Here is a 24,358-nt window from a genome sequence, read left to right as displayed (position 1 = left end):
CCTGTGAGCCGCTTCGACATTCAGCAGGTTTCGCTCGACGTCGCACGCTCGTCGACCGTTGCGGCGATGTCCGTGGGTGCCGACCGCGTGGCGGGCAAGGCATGGCGATGTCCCCGGCATCCTTCGACCTGCCTGTGCCGGGTCATCGAGCGGGCCCGCGGCTTCACCCCGGCCGGAGCCCGTACGGCACTCGCACACAGGGAGATTCTCATGACCCAGAGCCACGCGAGGCCCCCGGCAACCCCCAGCGCCCTCGTGGATCCTCTGCGCAATCGTGGGGTGGCCTTCACGCAGGAGGAACGGGAGGCCCTCGGCCTGGCGGGACGCCTGCCGTCAGCGGTGCTGACGCTCGAGGAGCAGTGCAGGCGGGCCTACCAGCAGATACGGGCTCAGGGCAGCGACCTGGCCAAGAACATCTATCTGGAACAGTTGCACGACCGCAATGAAACCCTGTACTTCAAGGTACTCGCCGAGCACCTCGCCGAGATGCTGCCGATCGTCTACGACCCCACCGTGGGCGAGGCGATTGAGAAGTACTCCCACGAGTACCGGCGCCCGCGCGGCGTCTTCCTGTCCATCGACCGGCCCGACGACATGGAAAAGGCGTTCGCCACGCTTCAACTCGGCCCCGAGGACGTCGACCTGATCGTGTGTACCGACGCGGAGGAGATTCTGGGCATCGGCGACTGGGGCGTGGGAGGGATCCAGATCTCGGTCGGCAAGCTCGCGGTGTACACGGCAGCCGCCGGCATCGACCCGCATCGCGTGGTTCCCGTGTCGCTGGACGTGGGCACGGACCGTGACTCACTGCTCGAGGACCCGCTGTACCTGGGCAACCGGCATCCCCGCGTCCGCGGCGCGGAGTACGACGAGTTCATCGAGAAGTACCTGGAGACGGCATCGTCCACGTTCCCCGGTGCGCTCCTGCACTTCGAGGACTTCGGTCCCAGCAACGCACGCCGGATCCTGGAGCAGTACGGCGGCCGCTACCGGATCTTCAATGACGACATGCAGGGCACGGGAGCCATCACGCTGGCCGCCGCGCTGTCCGCCGTCAAGGTCAGCGGCCTGCGGATGCAAGACCAGAAGCTGATCGTCTTCGGTGCCGGGACCGCTGGGGTGGGCATCGCCGACCAGTTGCACGGCGCGATGATCCGCGACGGCGCGGATCCGGAGCGGGCCACCGCCCAGGTATGGCTCGTCGACAAACAGGGACTGCTCACCCAGGACATGACCGACCTGCGCGACTTCCAGCACCCCTACGCCCGCGATCCGGCCGAGGTCGCGGACTGGGCGAGGGACGACGGCGGGGCGATCCCGCTGCTGGAAGCAGTACGCCGCGCCAAGCCGACGATCCTGCTGGGTACTTCCACCGTGCATGGTGCGTTCACTCGCGAGGTCGTCGAGGCCATGTCGGAGGGCACCGAGCGGCCGATCATCCTTCCGATCTCCAACCCCACCTCCCGGATCGAGGCCATGCCCGTCGACGTCATCACCTGGTCGAGGGGAAAGGCGCTCGTCGCAACGGGCATCCCGGTCGCGCCCGTGGTGTACGACGGCGTGACCTACGAGATCGGGCAGGCCAACAACGCGCTGCTGTACCCGGGACTGGGCCTGGGCACGATCGTCTCCGGGGCGTCCCAGGTGACCCCGGGCATGCTGGTCGCGGCCGCACAGGCGGTCGCGGACCAGGTCGACCCATCGGGGTCCGGCGCCTCCCTCCTGCCGCCCGTGGACGACCTTCGGGAGTCCTCCGCCATCACCGCGACCGCGGTGGTCAAGGCGGCGCTCGACGACGGCGTGGCCACCTCCAAGCCGGTCGACATCGGCGAGGCCGTCCGGGAGGCCATGTGGCAGCCGGTCTACAGCGACGGAGCCACGGCATGAACATGCGACACACCGCCGCCGGCCGGCCCACCGGGCCGGACGGTCAGGACGTGGCTCCGACGATCCGAGACGTCCCCATCGGCCTGCACGCGACCGGCACCCGGCGGGAGACCGACTCCATGGGCGCCATCGACGTGCCCGCCGACCGCTACTGGGGCGCACAGACCCAACGGTCCCTGATCCACTTCTCGATCGGGGACGACCGGATGCCCAAGGCGGTCTACCACGCCTACGGCCACGTCAAGAAGGCCGCCGCCCTCATCAACGGGCGCGCCGGACGGCTGCCGGCCTGGAAGGCCGACCTGATCCAGCGGGTGGCCGACGAGGTCATCGCCGGCAAGCTGGACGATCACTTCCCGCTGTACGTGTGGCAGACGGGGTCCGGCACGCAGTCCAACATGAACACCAACGAGGTGATCGGCAACCGTGCCATCCAGCTGGTCGGCGGCGAGCTGGGCAGCAAGTCCCCGATCCATCCCAACGACCACGTCAACATGGGGCAGTCGTCCAACGACACCTTCCCCACCGCCATGCACATCGCCTCGGTCAAGGAGATCCACGAGCACCTGCTGCCGAGCGTCCGGGCGCTGCAGCACGCCATCGAGGCCAAGGCGCAGCAATGGCAGGACGTGGTGAAGATCGGCCGCACGCACCTGGAGGATGCCGTCCCGCTCACTGTGGGACAGGAATGGTCCGGCTACGCCCGCCAGTTGCATCAAGCCGTCGACCGGGTCACCGGGGCCGCCGAGGACCTGTACGAGCTTGCGATGGGCGGTACCGCGGTGGGCACGGGTCTCAACGCCCCACCCGGATTCGGCGAGCGGGTGGCAGCCGAGATCGCCACCGCGACCGGCTACCCGTTCACCACCGCACAGAACAAATTCGCCGCACAGGGGAGCCTCGACGCCATGACCGGCGCCTCCGCCGGGCTGCGGGCCCTGGCCGTGCCGCTGATGAAGATCGCCAACGACATCCGCTGGCTGGCGTCGGGGCCCCGATGCGGCCTGGACGAACTCGTCCTGCCGGCGAACGAGCCCGGCTCGTCGATCATGCCGGGCAAGGTCAACCCGACCCAGTGCGAGGCGATGGTCATGGTCTGCATCCAGGTGCTGTCCGAGGACGAAGCCATCGCCTTCGCCGGTACGCAGGGAAACTTCGAGCTCAATGCCATGCGCCCGGTCGTCATCAACAACTTCCTGCACGCGGCGACCATCCTCGCCGACGCCTGCGCCAAGATGCGCGAGTACTGCATCGAGGGCGCCCAGTTGAACCGGGACCGGATCGACGACTACGTCGACCGGTCCCTGATGCTGGTCACCGCCCTCTCACCGGTGATCGGCTATGACAAGGCCTCCGCGATCGCCCACAAGGCCGACGACGAGGACACCACCCTGCGCGAGGCCGCGCTGGCGTCCGGCTACATAAGCGCCGAGGACTTCGACCGCATCGTCAGACCGGCCGCCATGGTCGGCCGGACGTAGCACACACCCCCATGCGGCCGCCGCCCTGGGCGAGCAGCGATCGGCGGTTGCGGGGTCGGTCGGCGATGTCGCCCTGAACGGTCACGGCATCGGCGTCTTCGGACGGGGCGATCGAGCGCGAGGTGGCGACGACGGCGTATCCGAGCTGTCGGTAGGCATCGACCAGACCGATCGATGAAGCCCGCCAGATGTCCGCTCGGCCGCGCGCGGTGGTGACGGGGGGCGGTTGCGGGGTCGTACCTGTGCCGGCGGTCGGCTGTCCCGGTACACGTGGTTCGTCGAGCCGGTCCCGGCCTTCGGCCTTGTCGATCGAGGCGGGGTCGGTGCGGTGATTCGTATGCGCCTGTCCATGGAGTCGGCGTTCCCTCGGCGGTGGGGTGAAAAGAGAGCGGAGAGTGGGTTCACATGCCGCTGATGCCGCGACGCCGAGAACGCCAGCCGCCTAAAATTCGAGCGAATATGTCCACTGTTGCAGGTATATGAGGGATCGTGTGATGGATGGCATTGCCGATATGGGGGGAACCCCGGGATGGGGCCCCGTTCATCCGCCGGGACGCGATGAACCTGTTTTCGAGGAGCCCTGGCAGGGCAGGGCATTCGCGCTCGCGATCCTCTCCAGCCGCCTTGCGTGCGGCGGCATCAACACGGACGCCTTCCGGCACGCGCAAGAGCGCCTGGACCGAGCCGCCTACCTGGACGACGGCTACTACGGGCGCTGGCTCAACGCCGGGGAGCTGATGCTCACCGACAGCGCCTTCCTGGCGCCGGGCGCGGTCGATGCCCGCGCCCGCAACCTGCGCGGTGAACATGTGGAGGAACCGCCGATCCCGGTGCCCGCCCGGCCCCACCGCACGCCGACCGCCGAGGGTGCGCTGCGCAGCGTGGACGACTCCCCGGTCTTCGCCGTCGGTGAGCGTGTGCGTGCCAAGGACATGTCGCCGCCCGGACACACCCGGCTGCCGGGCTACGTGCGGGGCCATGCCGGCACTGTCGAGCTCATCCAGCCCGCCGCGGTGCTGCCGGACACCAACGCGCACTTCCTGGGCGAGAATCCGCAGCACGTCTACTCGGTACGGTTCGACTCGTGCGAGCTGTGGGGCGCCGACGCCGAACCCTTCGCGCTCACCGCAGAGCTGTACGAGAGCTACCTGGAGACACCCGCACGACCACCACCACAGCACCGGGCGAGAGGCTTCCCGCAGCCCTGCGCACCGAGGCGCTCGAGCAACTGCTCACCGAGCGCCGGCTGATCGATCCGAAGGCGATGAACGGGATCATCACCACCTACGAGACCGGCGTGGGACCGCTCAACGGAGCCAAGGTCGTCGCCAAGGCGTGGACCGACCCCGAGTACCGGCGGCGGCTGCTGGCAGACGGTACCGCCGCCATCAAGGAGCTGGGCTTCTCGGGGCAGCAGGGCGAGCACATCGTTGTCGTGGAGAACACCGCGAGCACCCACAACGTGGTGGTCTGCACGCTGTGCTCGTGCTACCCGTGGCCGGTGCTCGGCCTGCCGCCGAGCTGGTACAAGGACCCCGCCTACCGTGCGCGGATCGTCCGGGAGCCACGTACGGTGCTCGCCGAGATGGGACTCGAGCTCTCCGACGACGTGCGGATCACCGTCCGCGACTCCACCAGCGAGGTGCGCTGGCTGGTGCTGCCCGAACGTCCGGCCGGCACCGATCACCTGTCCGAGGAAGAACTCGTGCCGCTGGTGACGAGGGACGCGATGGTGGGCGTGGCGAAGGCCGGGGCCCCGTGAACGCGCCGTCGGACATCGAGGGTCCGGCCGCACCGCCCCGCTCCAACGGTGGGTTGGTGTTCGCCGAGCCGTGGGAGAGCCGTGCCTTCGGTATGGCCGTCAGCTTGTACGAGGCCGGCGCGTTCACCTGGCCGCAATTCCAAGGCGCGTTGATCGACCGGATCGCCGCCTGGGAGAGCGCGTCGGCGGGGGAGGAGCCGTACAACTACTATCTGCTCTGGCTGGGCGCCCTGGAGGACGTGCTCGTCGACCTTCGTGCCGTGTCGGCGGACGAGGTCACCGCACGCACGAAGGCCCTGGCGCAACGTCCCGAGGGTCATGACCACCGTCACGATGGCGACCAACGGCACGCACTCTGATCCGCGGCGTCCTCGTCCCGACAGCGCAACGTGACCCGCCACCGCACGTTCTCGCCGTGCCCGCGCAGCCCGTCGATCGTGCCGAGGTCGGCGGCGAGCCGGCGCTGTGGCCGGAGGGCTTTGCGAGCAGGCTCGTGGCGCCCGCTCGGTGCCCCACGGGACGGAGGATCGCCATCGTGCCGGACGCAACGCAGAACGGACGACGAAAGAATGCACGCGCGCAGGTGAGATCGATCGTGCGGGACGGCATACATACAACTGCTGCATCTCCCCGATGACGAGCCGCTGTGATCCTTGTGTGTGGGCAGCGCGCTCGATTCGTCCCCCTCCCCGATAAGGACTCGTATGCAAGCCATCGTTGTTCGAGACCGTGACGCCGGTCCTGCCGGGATGTCCCTGACGGACATGCCCCACCCCCACGCCGCCGAGAACGACGTCATCGTGCGGGTGCACGCCGCAGGCTTCACTCCCGGCGAGCTGGATTGGCCGGGTACGTGGACCGATCGCGCCGGCCGCGACCGGACGCCGAGCGTGCCCGGGCACGAGCTGTCCGGTGTCGTTGTGGAGCTGGGGTACGGCACCACCGGCTTGAGCGTCGGCCAGCGGGTGTTCGGCATGGCTGACTGGACCCGCAACGGCTCGCTCGCCGAATATGTCGCGGTGGAGGCCCGCAACCTCGCGCCGTTGCCGGCGGACATCGACCACACCCTGGCCGCCGCACTGCCGATCTCCGGGCTCACCGCCTGGCAGGGCCTGTTCGACCACGGCCGCCTCACCACCGGCCAGACGGTCCTGATCCACGGTGCGGCGGGCGGCGTCGGCTCGATCGCGGTACAGCTCGCCCGCGAGGCCGGTGCCCGCGTCATCGGCACCGGTCGGTCCGCCGACCGGGACAGGGCGTTCGCCCTGGGCGTCGACACTTTCCTGGACCTGCAGACGGAGAAGTTGGAGGACGCCGGCGAGGCCGACGTCGTGTTCGATGTGATCGGCGGCGACATCCTCGACCGCTCGGCCGCCCTGGTCCGGGCGGGTGGCACGCTCGTCACCATCGCCACGCCGCCCAAGGTCCGGCCCAAGGACGGTCGGGCAGTGTTCTTCGTCGTCGAACCCGACCGCGTCCGGCTCACCGATCTCGCCGCGCGGCTGAGGGACGGCCGGCTCAAGCCGGTCGTCGGTGCTGTGCGGCCGCTCGCCGAGGCACCCGCCGCGTTCGCCCCCGGCAGGCGCATCCCGGGCAAGACGGTCATCCGCGTCACGCAAGACTGAACAGGAGACCGATCGTGATCGGAATGCGGATCGCCGGTGGCTTGCCGGCCGTCGCCATGCCGACCGCGGCCACGGCCTGCTCGACCCCGGGCCACCCCGCCCACGCCACGGGGCCGACCGGCCGTCCTCAAGGACGCTGCGGAGGCCGGAAGCGACCTGGGCACCAAGTCCCCGACCGTTGAAGGGCTACCACAGCGGCCCGCAGACCGTCACCGAGGGCACGGATGCGATCGTCGGCCTCGCCACCGAGAGGCCCGGCGCCGGCTCCGGACGCTTCGTCGACCGGCACGGCGAGATCGCCTGGTCCCAGCCATCACACCGGGTAACCCCTCACCGGCCGCTCTTCGGCCATGTCGGGACGTCACCCCGCGACACAAGGGGTGAGACCCGTCCGTGCTCCGCTTCGCATGCCACGTCCTCCTCGGCTCGGCGGGTCCTCCTCACACGCGTACGCGTGCGTGCATATCGGGAGCGGGGGAAGTCCAGAGGTACGTGCAGGAAGAGGCGCTCCGCCTTTGCGCAGGGCTCGCGGAGTCCGGGGTACTGCGGCACCGGCGGCTTCCCGCCCATCGCGGGGGGACGAAGGAGATTCGCCAGAACCGACATCTCGAGGCCCACCTCGCCCTCCAGCACGCGGCCTCCGCAGAAGGTTGGAAACCCTCGTCCAGGACCGGCGATCTCCGCGGGCTCATTCGAGTGGACAGCGCCCCCGTTCGGGTGCGGCCGAGGGCGCCGGAGCCTCTGTCATGCATACGATCCGGTCACGGACCGTATGAATTCTGGACACTCGTTCCCGGCCGGGCGGGTCGCCCGCGTGGCCGCTAGGCCTCCCTGGGGAGAGACGTGACCCGGCCCATCATCCGCTTCCCGCTGACCATGACGGCAATTGGCCTGGCGCTCATCGTGGCCGGACTGCCCGGCGGCGTGGGGCACGTGCTGGAGAAGTTCTACCGCGCCGCGTACACGCCCGCCGCGGAGAGCGGCCGCCCCGTCTCGGGGGGCGCCGGCCCTCTGCTCCAGGACCCGACGGAACTCGTCAGCCATGGCGGCGTGCTCAAGGCGACCATTGTCGTGGAGCGGCACAAGGTCCCGGTCGGCGACCGCCGGCTGTACGCGACCACCTACAACGGTGCATACATGCCCCCCACGTTGCGTGTGCGGCCGGGCGACCGCATCGACCTGACCATGACGAACAAGACCGACAAGTACACCAATCTGCACACGCACGGACTCATGGTCTCGCCACGCGCGCCCGCCGACGACATCTTCATCTCCATCAAGTACGGGCAGTCGTACCACTACGCCTACCAGCTCCCGCGCGATCACCCCACCGGCACCTACTGGTATCACTCGCACGCCGACATGCTCTCTGCCGCCCAGGTCGCCGGTGGCGAGTCGGGCATCATCGTGGTCGAGGGCCTGGAACGGCATCTGCCGCCGTCGTTGCGCCACATCACTGAGCACACCATCGCGCTCAAGGACTTCCAGGTCGAGGGCGACGCGATCAAAACCAGTCCGCTGAGCATCGGTGCGCCCACCAACCGCACCGTCAACGGTCAGCACAGCCCCGTGATCCACATCCGGCCGGGCGAGACCCAGCTGTGGAGGCTGGCCAACATCGGCGCCAACATCTACTACAAGCTGCATCTGCCGGGCACCCGCTTCCATGTGATCGCCCAGGACGGCGTTCCGGTGCGCAGGATCCACGCCGAGGACACGCTGCTCATTCCGGCCGCCGCACGCTTCGATGTCCTGGTCCAGGGCGGCACTCCTGGGACCACCCGACTGGAGACACTGCCGTACAACACGGGCCCGGCAGGCAACCAGTTCCCCCAGGCCGACCTCGCGACCGTCGTCACCCACGGCACGCCCATGCCCCGGGCGACGATCCCGAGCCGCTTCGCCCCGCAGGAGGACTTGAGTGACGCGAAGATCGCGGCCCGCAAGACGATGGTCTACACGGAGAACACGGCGGGCACGGTCTTCTACATCAACGGCCGGACGTTCGACGCGAAACGGACCGACTTCACCTCCACCCTCGGCACCGTCGAGGAGTGGACCGTCCGCAACGACTCCGACGAGGACCACAGCTTCCACCTGCACACCGACCACTTCCAGCTGATGAGCACCAACGGGAAGGCTGAGGACTCCTCCCACAGCGTGTACGACACGGTGAACGTGCCCCGGCGCGGCTTTGTCGTCATCCGCGTCCACTTCACGAAATTCACCGGCAGGACTGTTCTGCACTGTCACATCCTCAACCACGAGGACATGGGCATGATGGCCGTCCTCGACATCGTCCCGCCCGACACAGGCCATCAGAAGACGCCCGGCAAGTGACCGCTGGTGGCCTACACCGCATGAGCCTCGGCCGCCGTGGCCCGCGACATCACGCGGTGGTTCCGCGTCGGCGCCGACGTGGAGCCGGGTGAGGGCTGGCGGACCGACCTCATGTTCGGGCGAATCACTCAGGCCGTGTCGACGGCGGTGGTCCACTCGGTGGCTTCGCGCAGAATCCTGGCACCGTGTGCGCCAAGTTCTCGCATGACGACCAGAGAGATGCGAACAGCACTGCATGCCGACCTTGGACGTCGGCTGTGCGGAAGTCAGGAGGCGCGGAACAGGGGCCAGCCGGACATCAGGCCGCCGTCGAGTGCGAGTGTCTGGCCGGTGATGTAGCCGGCTTTGTCCGACCCCAGGTACTGCACGGCCGCCGCGATCTCCTCGGGGGTGCCCGGACGGCCCATCGGAAGTACGGAGTTGACGGCATCGCGTACGGCGTCGCTTCCGGTGGCGCGCTCGTACATCGCTGTCCGTGTGTAGCCGGGTGCCACCGCGTTGACGCGGATGCCGTACTTGGCGCCCTCCAGGGCCGCGGCCTTGGTGATGCCGACGACGGCATGCTTGCTGCCCGCATAGAGGGTGTAGTCGGGGAAGCCCATCAGGCCGTACGTGGAGCTGACGTTGACGATGCTGCCGCCACCGTCCTGCGCCCTCATCGCTCGGAACTCGTGCTTCAAGCTGAGGAGGGTGCCCTTGACGTTGGTGTCGAAGGTGCCCTCGTAGAGCTCGTCCGTCACCTCGGTGATCGGGGTGAGCCTGCCTTCGGTACCGGCGTTGTTGAAGGCGACGTCGAGCCGCCCGAAGTGTTCCACCGCGCGGTCGACCAGGTTGCGGACCTCGGCGTCTCGGCGTACGTCGGTCTTCACGAACAGGGCCCGGCCACCGCCGCTCTTGAGCTCCTCGGCGAGCGCGTCGCCTTCGTCCTGATGGCGCCCGCTGACCACCACGTCCGCGCCGTCGTGGGCGTAGGCGACGGCGGTTGCGCGGCCGATCCCGGTGAGCGCCCCGGTGATGAGGACGACAGGAGCAGGCATGACGTGGTCCTTCTGTAGGGCCCGCAGGCGTGAGAGACGTCAGGACGTGGGAAGACCGTGACCTGTTCGGCCACACACCAGAGGAACCGGACCCGCCCTGGATCGTTGCGATGCCGATCTCCGCGTGCACGCGGCGTCCGAGTCGGTGAGTTCATCCGTGTGCCCCGACTCGCAGGAGGCCATGGCACTGGTCCACGTCGGCAAGGACCTGCCGAGCGGGACCGGATGCTGCTGATGCCCCGTACTTCCCCGACCTGCTTCCAGGGGCGTGGAACGGTGTCATCAGAGGGATCGGTTCTCGGCGCTGACCATCCAGGCGTGCTTCTCGAGGGAGTCGATGATGGTGTGGAGCAGGTCGGCCGTGGCGGGGTCCTCGTTGTCGACCTGGTCGTGGTGGGTGCGTACCGTGTCGACGGTGGCGTGCAGGCGTGCGGTGATGAGATCGACGACGGTGCTGACGCTGAGCTCTCCTTCCGGGAATGCGGGGAGAGTGGTGTTCGCGGCCACCGTGTCGGAGCGGCCGTCCGGAATCGCGCTGAGGGCGCGCATGCGTTCGGCGACGACGTCGGCCGACTCCCGTGCTTCGTCGACGATTTGATCGAGTTGAAGGTGCAGGTCCCGGAAGTTGTGGCCGATCACGTTCCAGTGGGCCTGTTTCCCCTGGAGGTGGAGTTCGACGAGGTCCACCACGATCTGTTGCAACGCGCGGGCCAGTTGCGGGGAGGCCGTGAATCCGGCGCCGGCGTTCTCCGGACGTCGGGATCCCGCAGGGGAAGCGGACATGGCGTGTCTCCTTGTGAAAGCACCGCACGGCAGCCCCTGGGATCAGGAAGCCCGTTCTGCTACACGATCGAGCCTACGTAGGTCCCTCTCTGCCGCCACTGGGCCTGATCCGCTCGGGCGGCCATGCGGGATCAGGGGTGTGAGACCCGGAAGGATGTCCACCGTGGGGAGCAGAAGGAGAAGAGTCCCGCCCTCGCCCGCTCGTTCGCGCCGGAGTTCACGACTCATGACCGGGATCGACAGGGGGGCTGTGCAGGCGGGGAGTACGGCAGCCCCGCGTAGCCGTTCTCCGCTGAGCCGCGTGGCCCTCGTCCACGGTGCCCATACGGACGACTCCTCCTGGTCGAAGGCGATCGCGCGGCTCCGGGCGGTCGGCCTGTGGGCATCGTGCCGCTCACCTCGTTGCAGGACGACGTCGACGCGATGGATCGCGCGCCGGGACGGCCCGGCCCTCCTGGTGGACCACGGTGGACGGTGATCTCCCAGGGGACCGGTCTGCCGGACGCCGCAGCCGGTGGCAGGCGGCCGGAGGCGCCGGCAGGCCGTTCGGGTCGGACGGCTGTGCGGCCGCCGTCCACGGGCAGCACGGCGCCGTGGACGAAGCTCGCCGCGTCGCTGGCCAGGTAGGCGATCGCCTCAGGCTCGGCCGGTCGGCCTGCGGGCGCTCGGGCGGCCAGGGCGGCGAGGCCCTCCTCGCCCATACCGGCCGTTCCCTCCGTGCGCGCCGGACCGGAGCGTACGGCGTCGACCCGTACCCCGCGTGGGCCGTACTCCGCGGCCCACGCCTTGGTCAGGAGCTCCACGGCGGCCTTGCTCGACCCGTACAGGGCCATTCCCGCTGCCCCGTACGCGGCGACGACCGTGCTCACGTTGACGATCGCCGCCGCCCTCGGCCATCGGCGGCGCGAGTTCCGCCACCAGGCGGAACGGTGCCTTCACATTCAGCGCGTAGACGGTGTCGACCTCGCTCTCTGCTGAGTTCTCTGTGGGTCCGAACGGGTAGATGCCCGCGTTGTTCACCAGGATGTCGACCCGCCCGCCGCCCAGGCCCATGGCCCGCCGCGCCGGCTGCCGCACCGACTGCGCCTCGCGCAGATCTGCGGCGTCGCGTCCGCCGCCACGCCGGTCCGTCCGCGAGCCGGCACAACGGGGGGAAGTGCGCCTGCCGGCATGGGATTCCGTTCTCGTCATCGGCGATCGTCGGTGCCGCCATGAGTCCAGCGGCGTCCCGAAGGGTCGTGGTCTTCGTGGGAGGCGCCGTCCGGTTCTGCGGCCGGAATGGGTTGCCGGGAAGCTCGCGGCGTCCGGTGCGGTGTGTCGCGAGGCACGGTATCGCCTTTGTGTCGGACGCACTCGGGCGATGCGCCGACGCCGAGAGGCCCCGTGCCGGGAGTCGCGAGCCGGTGAACCATTCCGGGAGCGGCACTGGCGGCGGGCGGTGTGCCTGCGGCCGCAAGGAGGCACGGACAGCCGCTGTCGGTGACTCCCACGGCCAAGGTATGACGTCGTGCGCGCGACGCGCGGTTATATGAGCCGGGTGTGTGGTTTTGTCAGCCCCGATCGGACGCGAGGGAGCAATGAGCGAAGCACGCGAGAAACAGGAAGACAGTGCTTACGACGTGGTCGTGCTGGGCGCGGGCCCGGTCGGCCAGAACGTCGCCGACCGCGCCCGCGCAGCCGGCCTGACGGTGGCTGTCGTGGAGCGTGAGCTGGTCGGCGGCGAATGCTCCTACTGGGCTTGCGTCCCCAGCAAGGCCTTGCTGCGGCCGGTCATCGCGGTCGCCGATGCCCGCCGGGTGGACGGTGCCCGGCAGGCCGTCACCGGCAGGATCGACATCGACCGAGTCTTCGCCCGCCGTGATCACTACGTCAGCGACTGGGACGACAGCGGACAGGCCGAGTGGGTGAAGTCCATCGGTGCCGATCTCTTCCGCGGCCACGGCCGCATCGACGGCCCCCGACGCGCCACGGTCACCAGGGACGACGGCGCACGCCTCACCCTCACCGCCCGGCACGCGGTGGCCGTCGCCACCGGCAGCCGACCGTTGCTGCCCGACATTCCGGGCCTCCGGGAGGCCCGGCCCTGGACGAACCGGCAGGGCACCGATTCCAGTACCGTGCCCGCCCGGCTCGCCATCGTCGGAGGCGGCGGGGTCGGTGTCGAGATGGCAACCCTGTGGCAGGGCCTGGGCTCCCAAGTCGTCCTGCTTGCCCGACGCGGTCTGATCCCTCGCATGGAACCCTTCGCGGGCGAGTTCGTCGCACGCAGCCTCACCGAGGCGGGCGTGGATGTGCGGACCGGCACCCAGGTCACCGCTCTGCGCCGCCCGGACCCGACCGGCCCCGTCACCCTCACCCTCGACGACGGCAGCGAACTCCTGACCGACGAGGTGATGGTCGCCACCGGCCGGACCCCCGGCACCGACGACATCGGCCTGGACTCGGTCGGTCTCACCCCCGGCGCGTGGCTGGAGGTGGACACCACGTGCCTGGTCCGCGGGGTCGACGGCGCCTGGCTGTACGCCGTCGGCGACGTCAACCACCGCGCTCTGCTCACCCATCAGGGCAAGTACCAGGCGCGGACGGCCGGTGACGCCATCGGCGCCCGCGCCGCCGGCCTGCCCTTGGACGACGGCGCGTGGGGAGACCACGCCACCACCGCCGATCAGTGCGCCGTGCCCCAGGTCTTCTTCACCGACCCCGAGGCGGCCGCCGTGGGTCTGACCGCCGAACAGGCGGCCCGGGCCGGCCATCGCATCAAGGTCGTCGACCTCGACTTCGACGCCGCCCAGGGCGCCGATCTCTACGCCGACGACTATCAGGGCCACGCGCGGATGGTGGTCGACCTCGACAGGGAAGTGCTGCTCGGGGTGACTTTCGTCGGACCGGGGACCAGCGAACTCCTGCACTCGGCGACCGTCGCGGTCGTCGGCGAGGTCCCGCTCAAGCGGCTCAGGCACGCGATCGCCTGCTTCCCGACCGTCAGTGAGATCTGGCTCTTCCTTCTTGCTGCCTGTCACGGCGACCGCACCTGAGCGGACGTGTGGGGTCCGCCTCGGAGCGCGGTCGCCGAGGAACACGGTTGCCGCTCCGGCAGGTCGAAAGAGAGAGGGGCGGCGTGGCTGCTCACGCCGAGCGGCAGCGGCACCCTGGAGACGTGCGACTACGCATGCGCCGTCTCAGGTCGCCGGCGCGTTGCGGTTCGGACGGGCGCCCGGGGGCGTCGCGGTGGGCGAACGGTCGGTCGGCGGGGCCGTCGGTGCCGCTCCTGGAAAGGTTCACCGGCTCGCGACGCCCGGCACGGGATCACGCGGCGTCGGCGCATCACCCGAGTGCGTCCGGCACGAAGGCGATTCCGTGCCTCGCGACACACCGCATCGGACGCCGCGAGCTTCCCGGCGGACCTTTCCGGCCGCAGCACCAAAGGTTGTCCGGTGTTCCCTGGCGGGCGCGCGACGACGGCCACGGCACCTCGCCGTGTCGTCGGAACGTCCACATGCATCCAGTGCGCGGGCGTCCCTCCGGCTCGCGATGCACCGCATCCGACGCCGCACGCTGATCCACCAGGGATCACGGGACAGCCCTCAGGCAAGGCAGGCCGCGGAGATCTGGCCGACCAGGACGGCGAACGGCATGTCGAGGGCGGCGTAGAGGGCGCCGGCGTCGGGGGCGGCGTTGTCGGCCAGGGCCTCGACCATGAGGGTGGCGTAGTCGCTGACGATGACGCCCGCCTGCTGCATGCGCAGCAGTCCGGCCTCGCGCTTGGCCTGGCTGAAGGTGCCGGAGGCGTCCACGGCGACGTAGGCGTCGTAGCCGGCGGCCGTTGCGGAGATCGCGGGCAGTGCCGCGCACACTTCGAGCGACACCCCGGCGAAGACCAGCTTCTGCCGACCGGTGGCCTCGATGGCTTCGCGGACCCGGTCGTCGTGCCAGGCATTGACCGTGCTGCGGTCGATGATCTGCTGCCGGGCAGGCAGTGCCTGGACCAGCTCGGCGGCGGTCGGCCCCCACATGCTGCCGGCCGCGGTGGTGGTGACGACCAGTGGAATGCCCAACACGGTCGCCCCGCGCGCCAGCGCCACCACGTTGTGCTTCAGCTCGCCGAGCGGGATGTCCCGGACGCCGGACAACAGGCCCACCTGGTGGTCCACAAGCACCACGGCGACGTTCTCGCGGGTGATCGGCTCCAGAAAACGGCTGTGCTCGCTCATGTTCCGCTCCTTCAGAGGGTTGAGCCACAGCTTTGTCGGTCAAGTCTAGTGACTTTGAAGCTGTGCCTCGGCCCCGAGCACAGGCGCCGGAAGCGACATCGCCCGCGGTGAGGTGACGATGTCCGAGCCCATCCGGCGGGAGACCGAAATCGCCGGCTCGCCGGACATGCAGCACGGTGGCCGACGGCTGGAGTGCCGTGCTGGAGTGATGCCCGCGATGCAGCACCTCGGTGAGGCCGTTCGTTCCAGTATGTGCCGGACGGGGTTGGTCGCCGGGGTGCTTTCGTCGTGTTCACCGCAGGTCGCGCAGTTCGCGTGAGCTCCCGTTCCGCCGCCCCGCCGGGGTCACCGTCCGACTCGTACCGGTGCGGTACTCAGCCCCCGGCCGCATCGCTCCGCAACCCGCTCCCTCCGAGGTGTGGTCGTGCGACCGATAGCGGCTGCGTCGTTCGGCCCGCAGGCTGGGGGAATGGACACCATCGTGCTGGGAAACGCGGAGATCACCCGTGTGGTGGAGCTGCCGGCCAGGGGCCGCGCCCGCGACTACGTCTTCCCCGACGTGCCCGTCGAGCACTGGCAGGCACACGAGAACTGGCTCGCCCCCACCTTCCTGGACCCGGCCGCCGACGAGATCCACATGATGATCCAGACCTGGCTGGTCCGCAGCGAGGGCCGGACCATCCTGATCGACACCGGTATCGGCAACGCCCGGGAGCGCCCCGCCATGCCGTCGTTCCACCGGCTGAAGACCCACTACCTCGGTGAGCTGGCCGCTGCAGGCGTCCGCCCGCAGGACGTCGACACGGTGATCTGCACCCATGTCCACGGCGACCACGTCGGCTGGAACACCCGCCTGGCGGACGACGGAGAGTGGCGGCCGACCTTCCCGCACGCCCGGTACGTCATCTCGCGCGCCGACTTCGACTACTGGAATCCGGCCAACGGACACCGGACCCGCTCCGGCCCACGGATGGCCAACGTCTTCGAGGACAGCGTCGCCCCCGTGCACCAGGCCGGTCAGACCGTGCTGTGGGAGGGCGACCACCACGACATCGATGCCCAGATCCGTATCGAGCCGGCTCCCGGCCATACGCCCGGCTCCTCCGTCGTATGGCTGCGGTCGGGCACGGAGCGGGCGGTGTTCGCCGGGGACCTTCTGCACAGCCCACTGCAGATCGCGGAGCCGGACGACTGCCCGTGCTTCGACGAGGACGAACCTCGCGCGCGGGAAAGTCGGCGCCGTGTGCTGGGGGAGGCCGCGGACCGGGGCGCCCTGCTGTTCCCCGCGCACTTCCCCGGCCCCGGCGCAGCACAAGTGCGTCGTGTCGGCAACCGGTTCGCGGTGCGGGAGTGGGCGGCATGGAAGTGAGTGCAGGCCGCAGACGGCCGCGACGACAGGCGCTGCAGCGCACGTCGCAGGGCGGGACCGTCATCTGAGGCTCTGAGCGCTTGGTCGGCCGGCTGAGTATGCCGATTCCGCCACAGGGGCCGACCGTTGTCGCAGCGCCTACCGTTCGGCGGGCCCCAGTTGCGCCCTGCTCGAACGCACCACAAGCTGCCCCTATGGACCGCACCCCGGAAACCAGCGTGCTTCCGATTCTGGTGACAGGCGCGGCGGGCCGTGTCGGCGCCGTCGGGCGCTCCGTGGTCGAAGGCCTTCGGCGTCGCGGCCTGCCCGTCCGGGCCATGGTGCGCCGCGACGACGAGCGGGCGGAGGCGCTGCGCGCGACGGGCGCCGAGACCGTCGTCGGAGACCTGACGCGCGCGGGCGACGTCGAGGACGCCCTGGCCGGTTGTGGACGCATGTACTTCGGCATGGGCGTGTCGGCGCAGTACCTGGAGGCCGCCGTGACGGTGGCGGCCGTCGCTCGTGCGTACGGGTCCCTGGAAGTGTTCGTGAACATGTCGCAGCTGACTGTCTCCGAGGTGCACCTCACCAGCACCTCCGAGTCCGTGCAGCACCGTCAGCAGTGGCTGGTGGAGCAGGTCCTCGGCTGGTCGGGCCTGCCCGTCGTCCAGGTCAGGCCCACCGTGTTCATGGAGAACCCGCTGTTCCGTGTGGGCTTTTCCTCGATCGCGAAGAACGGAAGCATCAGACTGCCCTTCGGCCGGGCGAGAACCTCCCCCGTGGCGGCCGGGGACGTCGCCGCGGTCGTGGAGGAGATCCTGGCCGATCCTGCCCCGCACGTCGGCCGGATCTATGAGCTGACCGGCCCGCGCTCGGAGGACATCGCCACCATGGCGGCGGAGGTCTCCGCAGTCCTGGGCCGACAGGTCGATTACACCGACGTCCCCCTGCAGGAATGGATCGACAACGATCTCAGGCCGTTGGGGCTGCCCGACCACGTCTTCCAACACATCTCCACGATGGCTCGCCTTCACGCGGAGAACCGGTACGACCGCAAGGCGGACGGGGTCGAGCAGGTCATCGGACGGCCTCCTTCGGGAGTGGCCGACTACGTCCGCGACAACCCCGGCCTGTTCAACCCCTGAAGCCACCTTCTCGTCGTTCGTCGTCGAGCGTGTTGCGGGCTGACCGTCGAAGGCGCCGATCGGCCGCCGTGCAAGGAGCCGGCCGTCGGATCGAGCTCTCACGCCGACACCGCCCCCGAAAGGACCCGGGCCCGTGAGTGACGCACTGTTCGACCTGGCAACCACCACGAACCGACGGCGAGGACCGTCCGTACGACGCGGGCCGCGTGCACTACGAAAACCTTGTTCCGCAGTGCACTCGGGGGAGTGCGACGGGGGCCGCGAGGCGTCGGTCGATGCCCGGGCCGAGACCCACACGTACCAGCGCGCTGGAGAAGAATCATGAACCGTCGTGTCGTCCACACCCGTGGAGGGCTGCCTGCCGACGTCCTGACCGTGGTCGAGGAGCCGGAGCCGGCAGCGCCCGAGCAAGGCCAGGTCCTCATCCGCACCACGGCCTTCTCGGTGCACCCCGGTGATCTCCAAGCCGTCGAGGCCTACCCCGGGACGGCTGCACAGCCGGTTCCGGCAGGCCTGGAGGCCACCGGAGTGGTGGAGGCGATCGGCAGCGGAACACGCTCGGCCCCGGGGGTCGAGGTCGGTGGCCGTGTAACGGTCTTCCCCCAGCCGGGGGCGTGGTCCCAGTGGATCGTGGCGGATGCCGGGACGGTCGTCGCAGTACCGGACGAGTTGTCGGACGAGGTCGCCGCGCAGATGCTCGCGAACCCGCTCACCACGGTGATGCTGCGCCGCGAGGCACAGGAACACCTGGCCTTCGGATATGACGGTCTTGTGGTGCAGACCGCCGCGGGCTCGTCGGTCGGGCGGCTGGTGACCGGCGTGTGTCGGTTTCACAACCTGGCGCTGGTCAACGTCGTCCGCAGCGACCGCGGGGCTGCCGAGCTGCACAAGCGGTTCCCCGACGTGCCGGTCGTGTCGACAGAGCATCCGGACTGGGCCGACGAGGTCCGCAAGGCGGCCGGCGGTCGCCCGGTCAGTGTTGCCCTGGACCCGATCGGCGGGAAGTCGGCAGAGAGCCTTCTGGACCTGTTGGCGCCGGGCGGGAAACTGGTGGAGTACGGGCAGATTGCCGAAGAGGCGATCTCGGTGCACGCGTCGACACTGCTCGACAAATCGTTGACGCTGCGGGGCAAGAACATCGGCCGGTGGCCGGCCGAGGCCTCCGCGGAGAGGCGGGCGTCCGACGTCGCCACCGCGAAGCAGATCGCGCTGGAGCTCAAGGATCAGTTCGAGGTGGCCGCCACGTACGGCCTCGGCGAGTTGGCCGACGCCGTGGAGCACGCGGTACGGCCCGGAAAGGTCGGCCTCGTCCTCGTCCGCCCCTGATGGTCGCCGAAAGACCTGGTGGTCGATTCGGTGACCACCCTTCTCATGGCGACGGAAAGCACTTGCCCCATGAGTGACGAACTCCTCGATCTGGCAATCGCCGCCGCCGGCGGCCAAGAGTTCTGGCACGCCCTGCATGGCCTCAACGTCGACATCTCCATCGGCGGCCCGATCTGGGCGACGAAGGGCTGGCCGCCGGACATGACGTTCGACCAGATCCTGACGCTCGACACGATCAGAGAGCACATCGTGTTCACCCCGTTCACCCGCCCCGACCGGCGGATGGTCTTCGACGCCGCCGCCGACAGCGTCACCATGCAGACCCTCGACGGCGAACCGGTCGAGACCCTCGCCCCCGCACGCGCCGGCTTCAAGGGAATGCTCCGCAACAGCGCCTGGGACGCTCCACATCTCGGTTACTTCCCGGGCTACGCGTGCTGGAACTACTTCACCACCCCGTTCCTCTTCACCCATCCGGACGTGCGGGTCCGGGAGATCGAACCGTGGCGCGAGGCCGGGCAGACCTGGCGACGCCTGCACGTGCGATTCCCACCCGAGATCGTCACGCACAACCCCGACCAAGTGTTCTACTTCGACGCCCTCGGAATGCAACGCCGCATGGACTACATCGCCGAAGTGAACGGCAGCACACTCGTCGGCCACTACACGAGCCGCCACAAGAGCTTCGACGGCCTGCTCGTGGCCACGCGCCGACGAGTCTTCCGTCGCAATCCCGACAACAGCGTCAACCTCAACCTCCCCTCCATCACGCTCGACATCCACGATGTGGAACTTGTTCACTCCGGCGACGAACAGGCACAGCCATGACCAAGGACACCGCCGTCATCGACCACCCCGCCCGGCGACTCGTCGTGGCGCTCCCGTGCCCCTACGACGCGGCCCGCCAACGCTACGAAACCCTCGTCCCCGAGGTCGATCTCGGCCGCTTCTTCCAGATGGCCTCTTGGCAGGCAACGCTCGAGCTCGCCGAGATCAATGCCCCGCACGGGTTCATGCGCTACTTCCGCAGCGACATCACCGCCGTCATGGCGGGATCACCATCCCTCTGGAAGGCCACGCAGTACCTGATGGGCAACCACACCATCGCCGAACGCATGTTCCGCCACGACCCTTCGGTCATGCTGCACGCGCCGCTTCGGACCCTGCTCTACGCGGACCCCGACGGCGACACGAAACTCGCCGTTGAACAGCCCAGCCTCCTGTTCGCCGGCTACGGCAACCCGCGGATCGCCGATGTCGGCCGTGAACTCGACGCCCTGCTGGCCCAGTTGATCACCCTCCTCGGCGGCGACGCACCTCCCCAACTGTGACTCCACTTGGCGGCGGACGATCGTACGGTACGGCCGGGACGACGGGATCGCACCAGCGCGCCGGTTCGCCGCACCCGCCACGACCGCCGAAGACATCGGACTCAGTCATCTCGACGCCCGGTTCCGGTCGGCGGCAGCACGGCACGGGCGATGCCGGTGAGGTTGCCCTGCAGGACGAGGATCTCCCTCCGGTTCGATCCGTCGAGATCAGCCGCGTAGACGTTCCCGGCCAGGTCGGTCACGTACATGAGGCCGCCGTCCGGATCGAGGGCGAGGCCGATGCCTTCCATCAGATGGGTCAGCAGAATCTCGGGCGTGCGCCGGCCGTCCGGTGGGTCGAGAGGTGAGCGGTTCACGCTGTTGCCGCGCGGCGGGTCCCCGCGATCCGTCCAGTACAGCATGCGCTCCGTGAGGTCGAGCTCCAGATCGATCGGCTCCGGCAGCCCCTCGAACAGCGTCTCGACGTCGCGTCGTTCGGCCGCTCTCGCCCCTGCGGGCAGATCGATTCCCGCCCGCAGGATCTTCCCGTGTCCTGCGTCGCTCGGGCCCTTCTGCGTCCAGTAGAGGTGTCCGCCGACGGGGTCGACGGCGACTCCCACGCACCACCTGCGCTCGTCGCGGCGGTCCTCCCCTCCCTGTCCGGTCTGCACGAGTGTCTCGACATTCGAGCCGTCGAGGTCGCAGCGCATCACGCGCATGCCCTCGCGGTCACCCCAGTACAGCTTCCGGCCGACAGCCTCGAAGTGGAGTTGCTTCGGCGTGTACGTGATGCCGACGGGGACGATCGTCGCCCGGTTGCCTCCGTCCAGGTCCACGCGTTCGATCGAGCCGTCGTTCTCCGGCGGGGTCCCCATGTTCGTCCAGTAGATGTGTCCGGCCGCAGCGTCGACGGCGACCCCGTCGGGGACTCTGCACCCGGTGACGACGACCTTCTTGTCGGAGCCGTCGGGGTTCACGGAGAACAGGCGACCGCCGCTGCTGGCCTCGAGCACGAACAGTCTTTCCCGGCGCCGCGTCACGGTTGCTCCCTCACGGGGCGACCGGCCCCGTCGCTCGGGCCGGACGGCTCGTGCTCGGCGCGCACGGCCAGCAGGACCGAGAGCATCGCGTCGCGCCGAGCGGCCAGTTCGTCGACCGAGTGGCCATGTGCCTCCTCCAGGACGCCGTCGACGATCTTCTCCGCGAGCTCGGGCGTGAACTCGGGGGTGCCCAGTTCCTGCCAGGAGGCCACCATCCGAGGCATGAGGGTCTCCATGAAGTGTCGGATGCCTCCCTCTCCTCCGCCGAGATGCCACAAGAGATGAGGGCCCATCACGCCCCATCTGAGCCCCGGCCCCCAGGACACCGCGTCGTCGGAGTCCGCCACATCGAGCACCCCCTCCTGGACCAGGTGGACGACCTCGCGGTACAGCGCGGCCTGGATACGGTTGGCGACGTGCCCGGGGAGCTCCTTCTTGAGGTGAATCGGCTTCTTGCCGACAGCCGCGTAGAACGACATGGCGGCCCTGATCGTCTCCGGGGCGGTCCTCGTCCCGCCGACGACCTCGACCAGTGGGACGATGTGCGGCGGATTGAACGGATGACCGATGACGGTCCGCTCGGGACGTCGACACTCCGTTTGGATGACGCTCATCGTGATGCCCGACGAACTCGACGCGATGATCGCGTCCGGGGGCGTGGCGTCGTCGATGTCGGCGAACAGCCGGACCTTGAGCTCCGGGCGCTCCGGCGCGTTCTCCTGTACGAAATCGGCGTCGGCGACGGCCTGACGCAGGTCCGTGGTGAAGCTCAGCCGATCGGGCGAGGCATCGGGCGCGAGACCGATCGAGGCGGCCGCGTCCCATGCTGCCTCCACGAACGACCGGAGGGCCGCCTCCGCGGTGGGGGCAGGGTCGGTGGCCGTGACATCGAAGCCTCGGGTGAGATAGTGCGTCGCCCAACTCGCACCGATGGTGCCGGTGCCGACGATCGCCACGCGATGGACGGGTCTGTGTGCATTCATGACTGGTCACTGCTCCGGGGAGTCGGACATGGGTGGTGGGGGAGGGAGGCGGCCGACGTGGTGGGTATCAGCGGCCGTGACGGACCGGGACGCGTTTCTCGGCGAATGCTCGTGCGCCTTCCCGCGCGTCCTCGCTGGCGGCCAGACCGTTCGTGAGTTCGTCCTGGCGTCCGAACGCGTCGCTCTCGTTCAGGCCCTGCGTTTCTCGCAGGGCCTCCTTGACGGCCGTCGGCGCAAGCGGTGCGTTGCGCGCGACGCGCCCCGCCGGCTCGCGGGCTCCGACCGGCGCGGCGCCGGGCGGGGTCAGCTCGTTGACGAGCCCGTACTCCTTGCCGTCGGCGGCGGTCGGCGGCTCACCCGTGAGCAGGACCCGCACGGCGACGTGGTACGGCAGGCGGCGCGGCAGCCTGACCAGTCCGCCCTCCGCCGCCACGAGACCACGCGTGACCTCCGGGAAGCCGAACCGGGCGTCCTCCGCGGCGACGATCAGGTCGCAGGCGAGCACCAGCTCGAATCCGCCGCCGAGTGCCCTGCCCTCGACCGCGGCGATCAACGGTTTGCGCACCATCGCGCGGGTGAGCCCGCCCAGTCCCCGGCCCGGCAGCAGGGGCAACTCGCCCTCGGCGAAGGCCTTGAGGTCCATGCCCGCGCTGAACACCCCTCCCGCGCCCGTGAGTACGCCGCCCGACAGTTCCGGGTCGGCGTCGAGCAGATCCACGGCCGCCGCGAGCTGTACCGCGACCTCCTGGTCGACGGCGTTCGTTCTGTGCCGGGCGGTTGATGGTGATGGTCAGTACCCCGGCGCGGCGCTCGTGGAGCACCATGCCGGCCGCTTCGGGCGCCGTGCTCATCGCGACTCCTCCGCTTCCGCCGTGCCGGGGATCGCTCCCTGGGTACGCAGCTCGGCGATCTCGGCGGGGCCGAATCCCAGCTCGGCGAGGATCTCGTCGTTGTGCTCGCCCAGGTCCGGTCCCCGTTTGGCCGGGACCTTCGCGACGCCGCGCAGGTTGACCGGGCTGTTCACGGTGTACTCCAGCCCGCTGACTCCTTCCAGCGGCACGACGATGTCGTTCGCGCGCAGCTGCGGATCCTGTGCGGTCACCTCCGGCGTCTGGAGGAGGCTGTAAGTGATGCGTTCCCGGTCCAGGGTCTCCTTCCAATGAGCGAAGGGCCGCGAGTGGAACTCGGCGTCGAGCAGCTCGGTCAGCGCGGCGGAGTTCTTGACGAAGCCTTCGATGTCTGCGAAACGGGGGTCATCGAGCAGCTCCGGGTGACCGATGGCCCGCGTCAGTCCCGGCCAGTGCGGCGGTGAGGCGACCAGCATGAACCACTCGTCGTCCGCGGTCCGGTAGGGGTTGACCAGCGGGTTCGAAGGCGCTTTCCGGTCGTGGAGGCGGAACGGCGTACCGCCTGCGAGCGCGCCGGCCACGAGCGTTCCCGTGGCCCATACGCCCTCGGCAAGCAGCGACGTTCCGACACTGGTCCCCTGACCCGTCCGCTCGCGGCGGTACAGGGCGGTCACGATCGCCGCGTAGATCCCGATCGCCGACATGTAGTCGCCGCTGCCCCAGACCGGCACCGTCGGTGGCGCTCCGGCATCGCGGGTCGAGGCCAGCAGCCCGCTGCGCGACCAGTAGGCGGTCACGTCGAAGCCCGGCTGCCCGGCATCCGGGCCGGCATCCCCGAAGCCGGTGATGTCGGCGTACACGACTCGTGGATTCCAGCCCGCGACCTCCTCGTAGCCGAGGTGCAGCTTCTCGCGCGTGCCGTGCGGGAAGTTGGTGATCACCACGTCCGCCCACTCGACGAGGCGCTTGAGGATCCTGGTGCCCCCCGGGGACTTCAGGTCGATCACCATGCCGCGCTTGTTGCGGTTGGCGAGATGCCAGCTGTAGTTGGCCCTGGCCCGGGGACTGGGCGGCAGGGAGCCCAGCCGTCGCTGGGGATCGCCCTGTCCCGGCGGCTCGATCTTGATCACATCCGCTCCGAAGTCGGAGAGCACGGTGGCCGCGGCCGGTCCCGCGATGAAGCTCGACACGTCGAGGACCTTCAGACCGGTGAAGACGGATTCGTCGGTCAT

The 24,358-nt window shown here is 69.5% G+C and carries 19 protein-coding genes and 3 pseudogenes; 14 read left to right on the top strand and 8 right to left on the bottom strand.

The features are described 5' to 3' along the window. The first annotated feature begins 210 nt into the window (after positions 1 to 210). From ACIRP2_RS21300 to ACIRP2_RS21265, 8 genes and pseudogenes are all read left to right on the top strand, one after another. Entirely contained in the window at positions 211 to 1,887 is a 1,677-nt protein-coding gene (locus tag ACIRP2_RS21300) for an NAD-dependent malic enzyme (protein ID WP_404252453.1), read from the top strand. Continuing rightward, complete coding sequence (gene fumC, locus ACIRP2_RS21295; protein ID WP_404252451.1) at positions 1,884 to 3,368, top strand: class II fumarate hydratase; 1,485 nt, start codon at positions 1,884 to 1,886, stop codon at positions 3,366 to 3,368. The genes ACIRP2_RS21300 and fumC overlap by 4 nt, the downstream gene beginning before the upstream one ends. Before the next feature lie 479 nt (positions 3,369 to 3,847). After that, a complete protein-coding gene (nthB, locus tag ACIRP2_RS21290) occupies positions 3,848 to 4,618 on the top strand; it encodes a nitrile hydratase subunit beta (RefSeq protein ID WP_404252449.1) in 771 nt (256 codons plus the stop codon). After that, positions 4,573 to 5,130 (top strand): nitrile hydratase subunit alpha, encoded by a 558-nt coding sequence (nthA, locus tag ACIRP2_RS21285; RefSeq protein WP_404252895.1) that lies wholly within the window; start codon positions 4,573 to 4,575, stop codon positions 5,128 to 5,130. The genes nthB and nthA overlap by 46 nt, the downstream gene beginning before the upstream one ends. Then, on the top strand, positions 5,127 to 5,489 hold the full coding sequence (locus ACIRP2_RS21280; RefSeq protein WP_404252447.1) for a nitrile hydratase accessory protein: 363 nt from the start codon (positions 5,127 to 5,129) through the stop codon (positions 5,487 to 5,489). Before nthA ends, ACIRP2_RS21280 begins: the two co-directional genes overlap by 4 nt. 345 nt (positions 5,490 to 5,834) lie before the next feature. Further along, the gene (locus ACIRP2_RS21275) at positions 5,835 to 6,755 is read left to right on the top strand and encodes an NADP-dependent oxidoreductase (protein ID WP_404252445.1); all 921 of its coding nucleotides are present in this window, start codon (positions 5,835 to 5,837) and stop codon (positions 6,753 to 6,755) included. Positions 6,756 to 6,945: 190 nt separating this feature from the next. Next, positions 6,946 to 7,062: pseudogene (locus tag ACIRP2_RS21270) on the top strand (short-chain dehydrogenase); the annotation flags it as partial. 536 nt (positions 7,063 to 7,598) lie between these two features. After that, complete coding sequence (locus ACIRP2_RS21265; protein WP_404252443.1) at positions 7,599 to 9,095, top strand: multicopper oxidase family protein; 1,497 nt, start codon at positions 7,599 to 7,601, stop codon at positions 9,093 to 9,095. A 266-nt stretch (positions 9,096 to 9,361) separates the two neighbouring features. Here ACIRP2_RS21265 and ACIRP2_RS21260 read toward each other — a convergent pair whose 3' ends face one another. The 3 genes and pseudogenes from ACIRP2_RS21260 to ACIRP2_RS21250 form a co-directional block, all read right to left on the bottom strand. After that, a complete protein-coding gene (locus ACIRP2_RS21260) occupies positions 9,362 to 10,132 on the bottom strand; it encodes an SDR family NAD(P)-dependent oxidoreductase (RefSeq protein ID WP_404252441.1) in 771 nt (256 codons plus the stop codon). Between the two features lie 282 nt (positions 10,133 to 10,414). Next, on the bottom strand, positions 10,415 to 10,915 hold the full coding sequence (locus ACIRP2_RS21255) for a Dps family protein (RefSeq protein WP_404252439.1): 501 nt from the start codon (positions 10,913 to 10,915) through the stop codon (positions 10,415 to 10,417). Between the two features lie 224 nt (positions 10,916 to 11,139). Then, positions 11,140 to 12,106 (bottom strand): annotated as a pseudogene (locus ACIRP2_RS21250) (SDR family NAD(P)-dependent oxidoreductase). Between the two features lie 386 nt (positions 12,107 to 12,492). Here ACIRP2_RS21250 and ACIRP2_RS21245 point away from each other — a divergent pair. Continuing rightward, a complete protein-coding gene (locus ACIRP2_RS21245; protein WP_404252437.1) occupies positions 12,493 to 13,950 on the top strand; it encodes a dihydrolipoyl dehydrogenase family protein in 1,458 nt (485 codons plus the stop codon). Positions 13,951 to 14,499: 549 nt separating this feature from the next. Here ACIRP2_RS21245 and ACIRP2_RS21240 read toward each other — a convergent pair. Continuing rightward, a complete protein-coding gene (locus tag ACIRP2_RS21240) occupies positions 14,500 to 15,126 on the bottom strand; it encodes an isochorismatase family protein (RefSeq protein ID WP_404252435.1) in 627 nt (208 codons plus the stop codon). A gap of 469 nt (positions 15,127 to 15,595) precedes the next feature. Here ACIRP2_RS21240 and ACIRP2_RS21235 point away from each other — a divergent pair, with 469 nt between their 5' ends. The 5 genes from ACIRP2_RS21235 to ACIRP2_RS21215 all read left to right on the top strand — a co-directional run bounded on the left by ACIRP2_RS21235 (position 15,596) and on the right by ACIRP2_RS21215 (position 20,276). Then, positions 15,596 to 16,495 (top strand): MBL fold metallo-hydrolase, encoded by a 900-nt coding sequence (locus ACIRP2_RS21235; protein WP_404252433.1) that lies wholly within the window; start codon positions 15,596 to 15,598, stop codon positions 16,493 to 16,495. Between the two features lie 194 nt (positions 16,496 to 16,689). Further along, a complete protein-coding gene (locus ACIRP2_RS21230; protein WP_404252431.1) occupies positions 16,690 to 17,619 on the top strand; it encodes an NAD(P)H-binding protein in 930 nt (309 codons plus the stop codon). A 321-nt stretch (positions 17,620 to 17,940) separates the two neighbouring features. Next, entirely contained in the window at positions 17,941 to 18,945 is a 1,005-nt protein-coding gene (locus ACIRP2_RS21225) for a zinc-binding dehydrogenase (RefSeq protein ID WP_404252429.1), read from the top strand. 69 nt (positions 18,946 to 19,014) lie between these two features. Continuing rightward, positions 19,015 to 19,773, top strand: a complete 759-nt coding sequence (locus tag ACIRP2_RS21220; protein WP_404252427.1) for a hypothetical protein — start codon at positions 19,015 to 19,017, stop codon at positions 19,771 to 19,773. Beyond that, positions 19,770 to 20,276 carry a DUF302 domain-containing protein gene (locus ACIRP2_RS21215; RefSeq protein WP_404252425.1) on the top strand — a complete coding sequence of 169 codons (507 nt, stop codon included), beginning with the start codon at positions 19,770 to 19,772 and terminating at the stop codon, positions 20,274 to 20,276. The genes ACIRP2_RS21220 and ACIRP2_RS21215 overlap by 4 nt, the downstream gene beginning before the upstream one ends. Positions 20,277 to 20,377: 101 nt before the next feature. Here the strand turns inward: ACIRP2_RS21215 and ACIRP2_RS21210 are convergent, their stop codons facing one another. From ACIRP2_RS21210 to ACIRP2_RS21195, 4 genes and pseudogenes are all read right to left on the bottom strand, one after another. Beyond that, positions 20,378 to 21,268 (bottom strand): 3-hydroxyacyl-CoA dehydrogenase, encoded by an 891-nt coding sequence (locus ACIRP2_RS21210; protein WP_404252423.1) that lies wholly within the window; start codon positions 21,266 to 21,268, stop codon positions 20,378 to 20,380. Between the two features lie 23 nt (positions 21,269 to 21,291). Continuing rightward, positions 21,292 to 22,278: a 3-hydroxyacyl-CoA dehydrogenase NAD-binding domain-containing protein gene (locus tag ACIRP2_RS21205; protein WP_404252421.1), complete on the bottom strand. Its 987-nt coding sequence runs from the start codon at positions 22,276 to 22,278 to the stop codon at positions 21,292 to 21,294. A 67-nt stretch (positions 22,279 to 22,345) separates the two neighbouring features. Continuing rightward, a pseudogene (locus ACIRP2_RS21200) lies at positions 22,346 to 23,129 on the bottom strand (crotonase/enoyl-CoA hydratase family protein). After that, positions 23,126 to 24,358, bottom strand: a complete 1,233-nt coding sequence (locus ACIRP2_RS21195) for a CaiB/BaiF CoA transferase family protein (RefSeq protein ID WP_404252419.1) — start codon at positions 24,356 to 24,358, stop codon at positions 23,126 to 23,128. Before ACIRP2_RS21195 ends, ACIRP2_RS21200 begins: the two are co-directional and overlap by 4 nt.

The sequence above is a fragment of the Streptomyces sp. NPDC101194 genome, from assembly GCF_044767885.1.
Classification (GTDB): Bacteria; Actinomycetota; Actinomycetes; order Streptomycetales; family Streptomycetaceae; genus Streptomyces.
Note: the sequence above shows the minus strand (reverse complement) of the source record. Positions and strands in the feature narration are given on the sequence as shown.

Bases quoted from the DNA above. Each gene is read 5' to 3' on its own strand.
- ACIRP2_RS21300 (WP_404252453.1), top strand. From the start codon at position 211: ATGACCCAGAGCCACGCGAGGCCCCCGGCAACCCCCAGCGCCCTCGTG.
- ACIRP2_RS21225 (WP_404252429.1), top strand. From the start codon at position 17,941: ATGAACCGTCGTGTCGTCCACACCCGTGGAGGGCTGCCTGCCGACGTC.
- ACIRP2_RS21245 (WP_404252437.1), top strand. From the start codon at position 12,493: ATGAGCGAAGCACGCGAGAAACAGGAAGACAGTGCTTACGACGTGGTC.
- ACIRP2_RS21275 (WP_404252445.1), top strand. From the start codon at position 5,835: ATGCAAGCCATCGTTGTTCGAGACCGTGACGCCGGTCCTGCCGGGATG.
- ACIRP2_RS21235 (WP_404252433.1), top strand. From the start codon at position 15,596: ATGGACACCATCGTGCTGGGAAACGCGGAGATCACCCGTGTGGTGGAG.
- ACIRP2_RS21220 (WP_404252427.1), top strand. From the start codon at position 19,015: ATGAGTGACGAACTCCTCGATCTGGCAATCGCCGCCGCCGGCGGCCAA.
- ACIRP2_RS21195 (WP_404252419.1), bottom strand. From the start codon at position 24,358: ATGACCGACGAATCCGTCTTCACCGGTCTGAAGGTCCTCGACGTGTCG.
- ACIRP2_RS21260 (WP_404252441.1), bottom strand. From the start codon at position 10,132: ATGCCTGCTCCTGTCGTCCTCATCACCGGGGCGCTCACCGGGATCGGC.
- ACIRP2_RS21240 (WP_404252435.1), bottom strand. From the start codon at position 15,126: ATGAGCGAGCACAGCCGTTTTCTGGAGCCGATCACCCGCGAGAACGTC.
- ACIRP2_RS21205 (WP_404252421.1), bottom strand. From the start codon at position 22,278: ATGAATGCACACAGACCCGTCCATCGCGTGGCGATCGTCGGCACCGGC.
- fumC (WP_404252451.1), top strand. From the start codon at position 1,884: ATGAACATGCGACACACCGCCGCCGGCCGGCCCACCGGGCCGGACGGT.
- nthB (WP_404252449.1), top strand. From the start codon at position 3,848: ATGAGGGATCGTGTGATGGATGGCATTGCCGATATGGGGGGAACCCCG.
- ACIRP2_RS21215 (WP_404252425.1), top strand. From the start codon at position 19,770: ATGACCAAGGACACCGCCGTCATCGACCACCCCGCCCGGCGACTCGTC.
- ACIRP2_RS21230 (WP_404252431.1), top strand. From the start codon at position 16,690: ATGGACCGCACCCCGGAAACCAGCGTGCTTCCGATTCTGGTGACAGGC.
- ACIRP2_RS21255 (WP_404252439.1), bottom strand. From the start codon at position 10,915: ATGTCCGCTTCCCCTGCGGGATCCCGACGTCCGGAGAACGCCGGCGCC.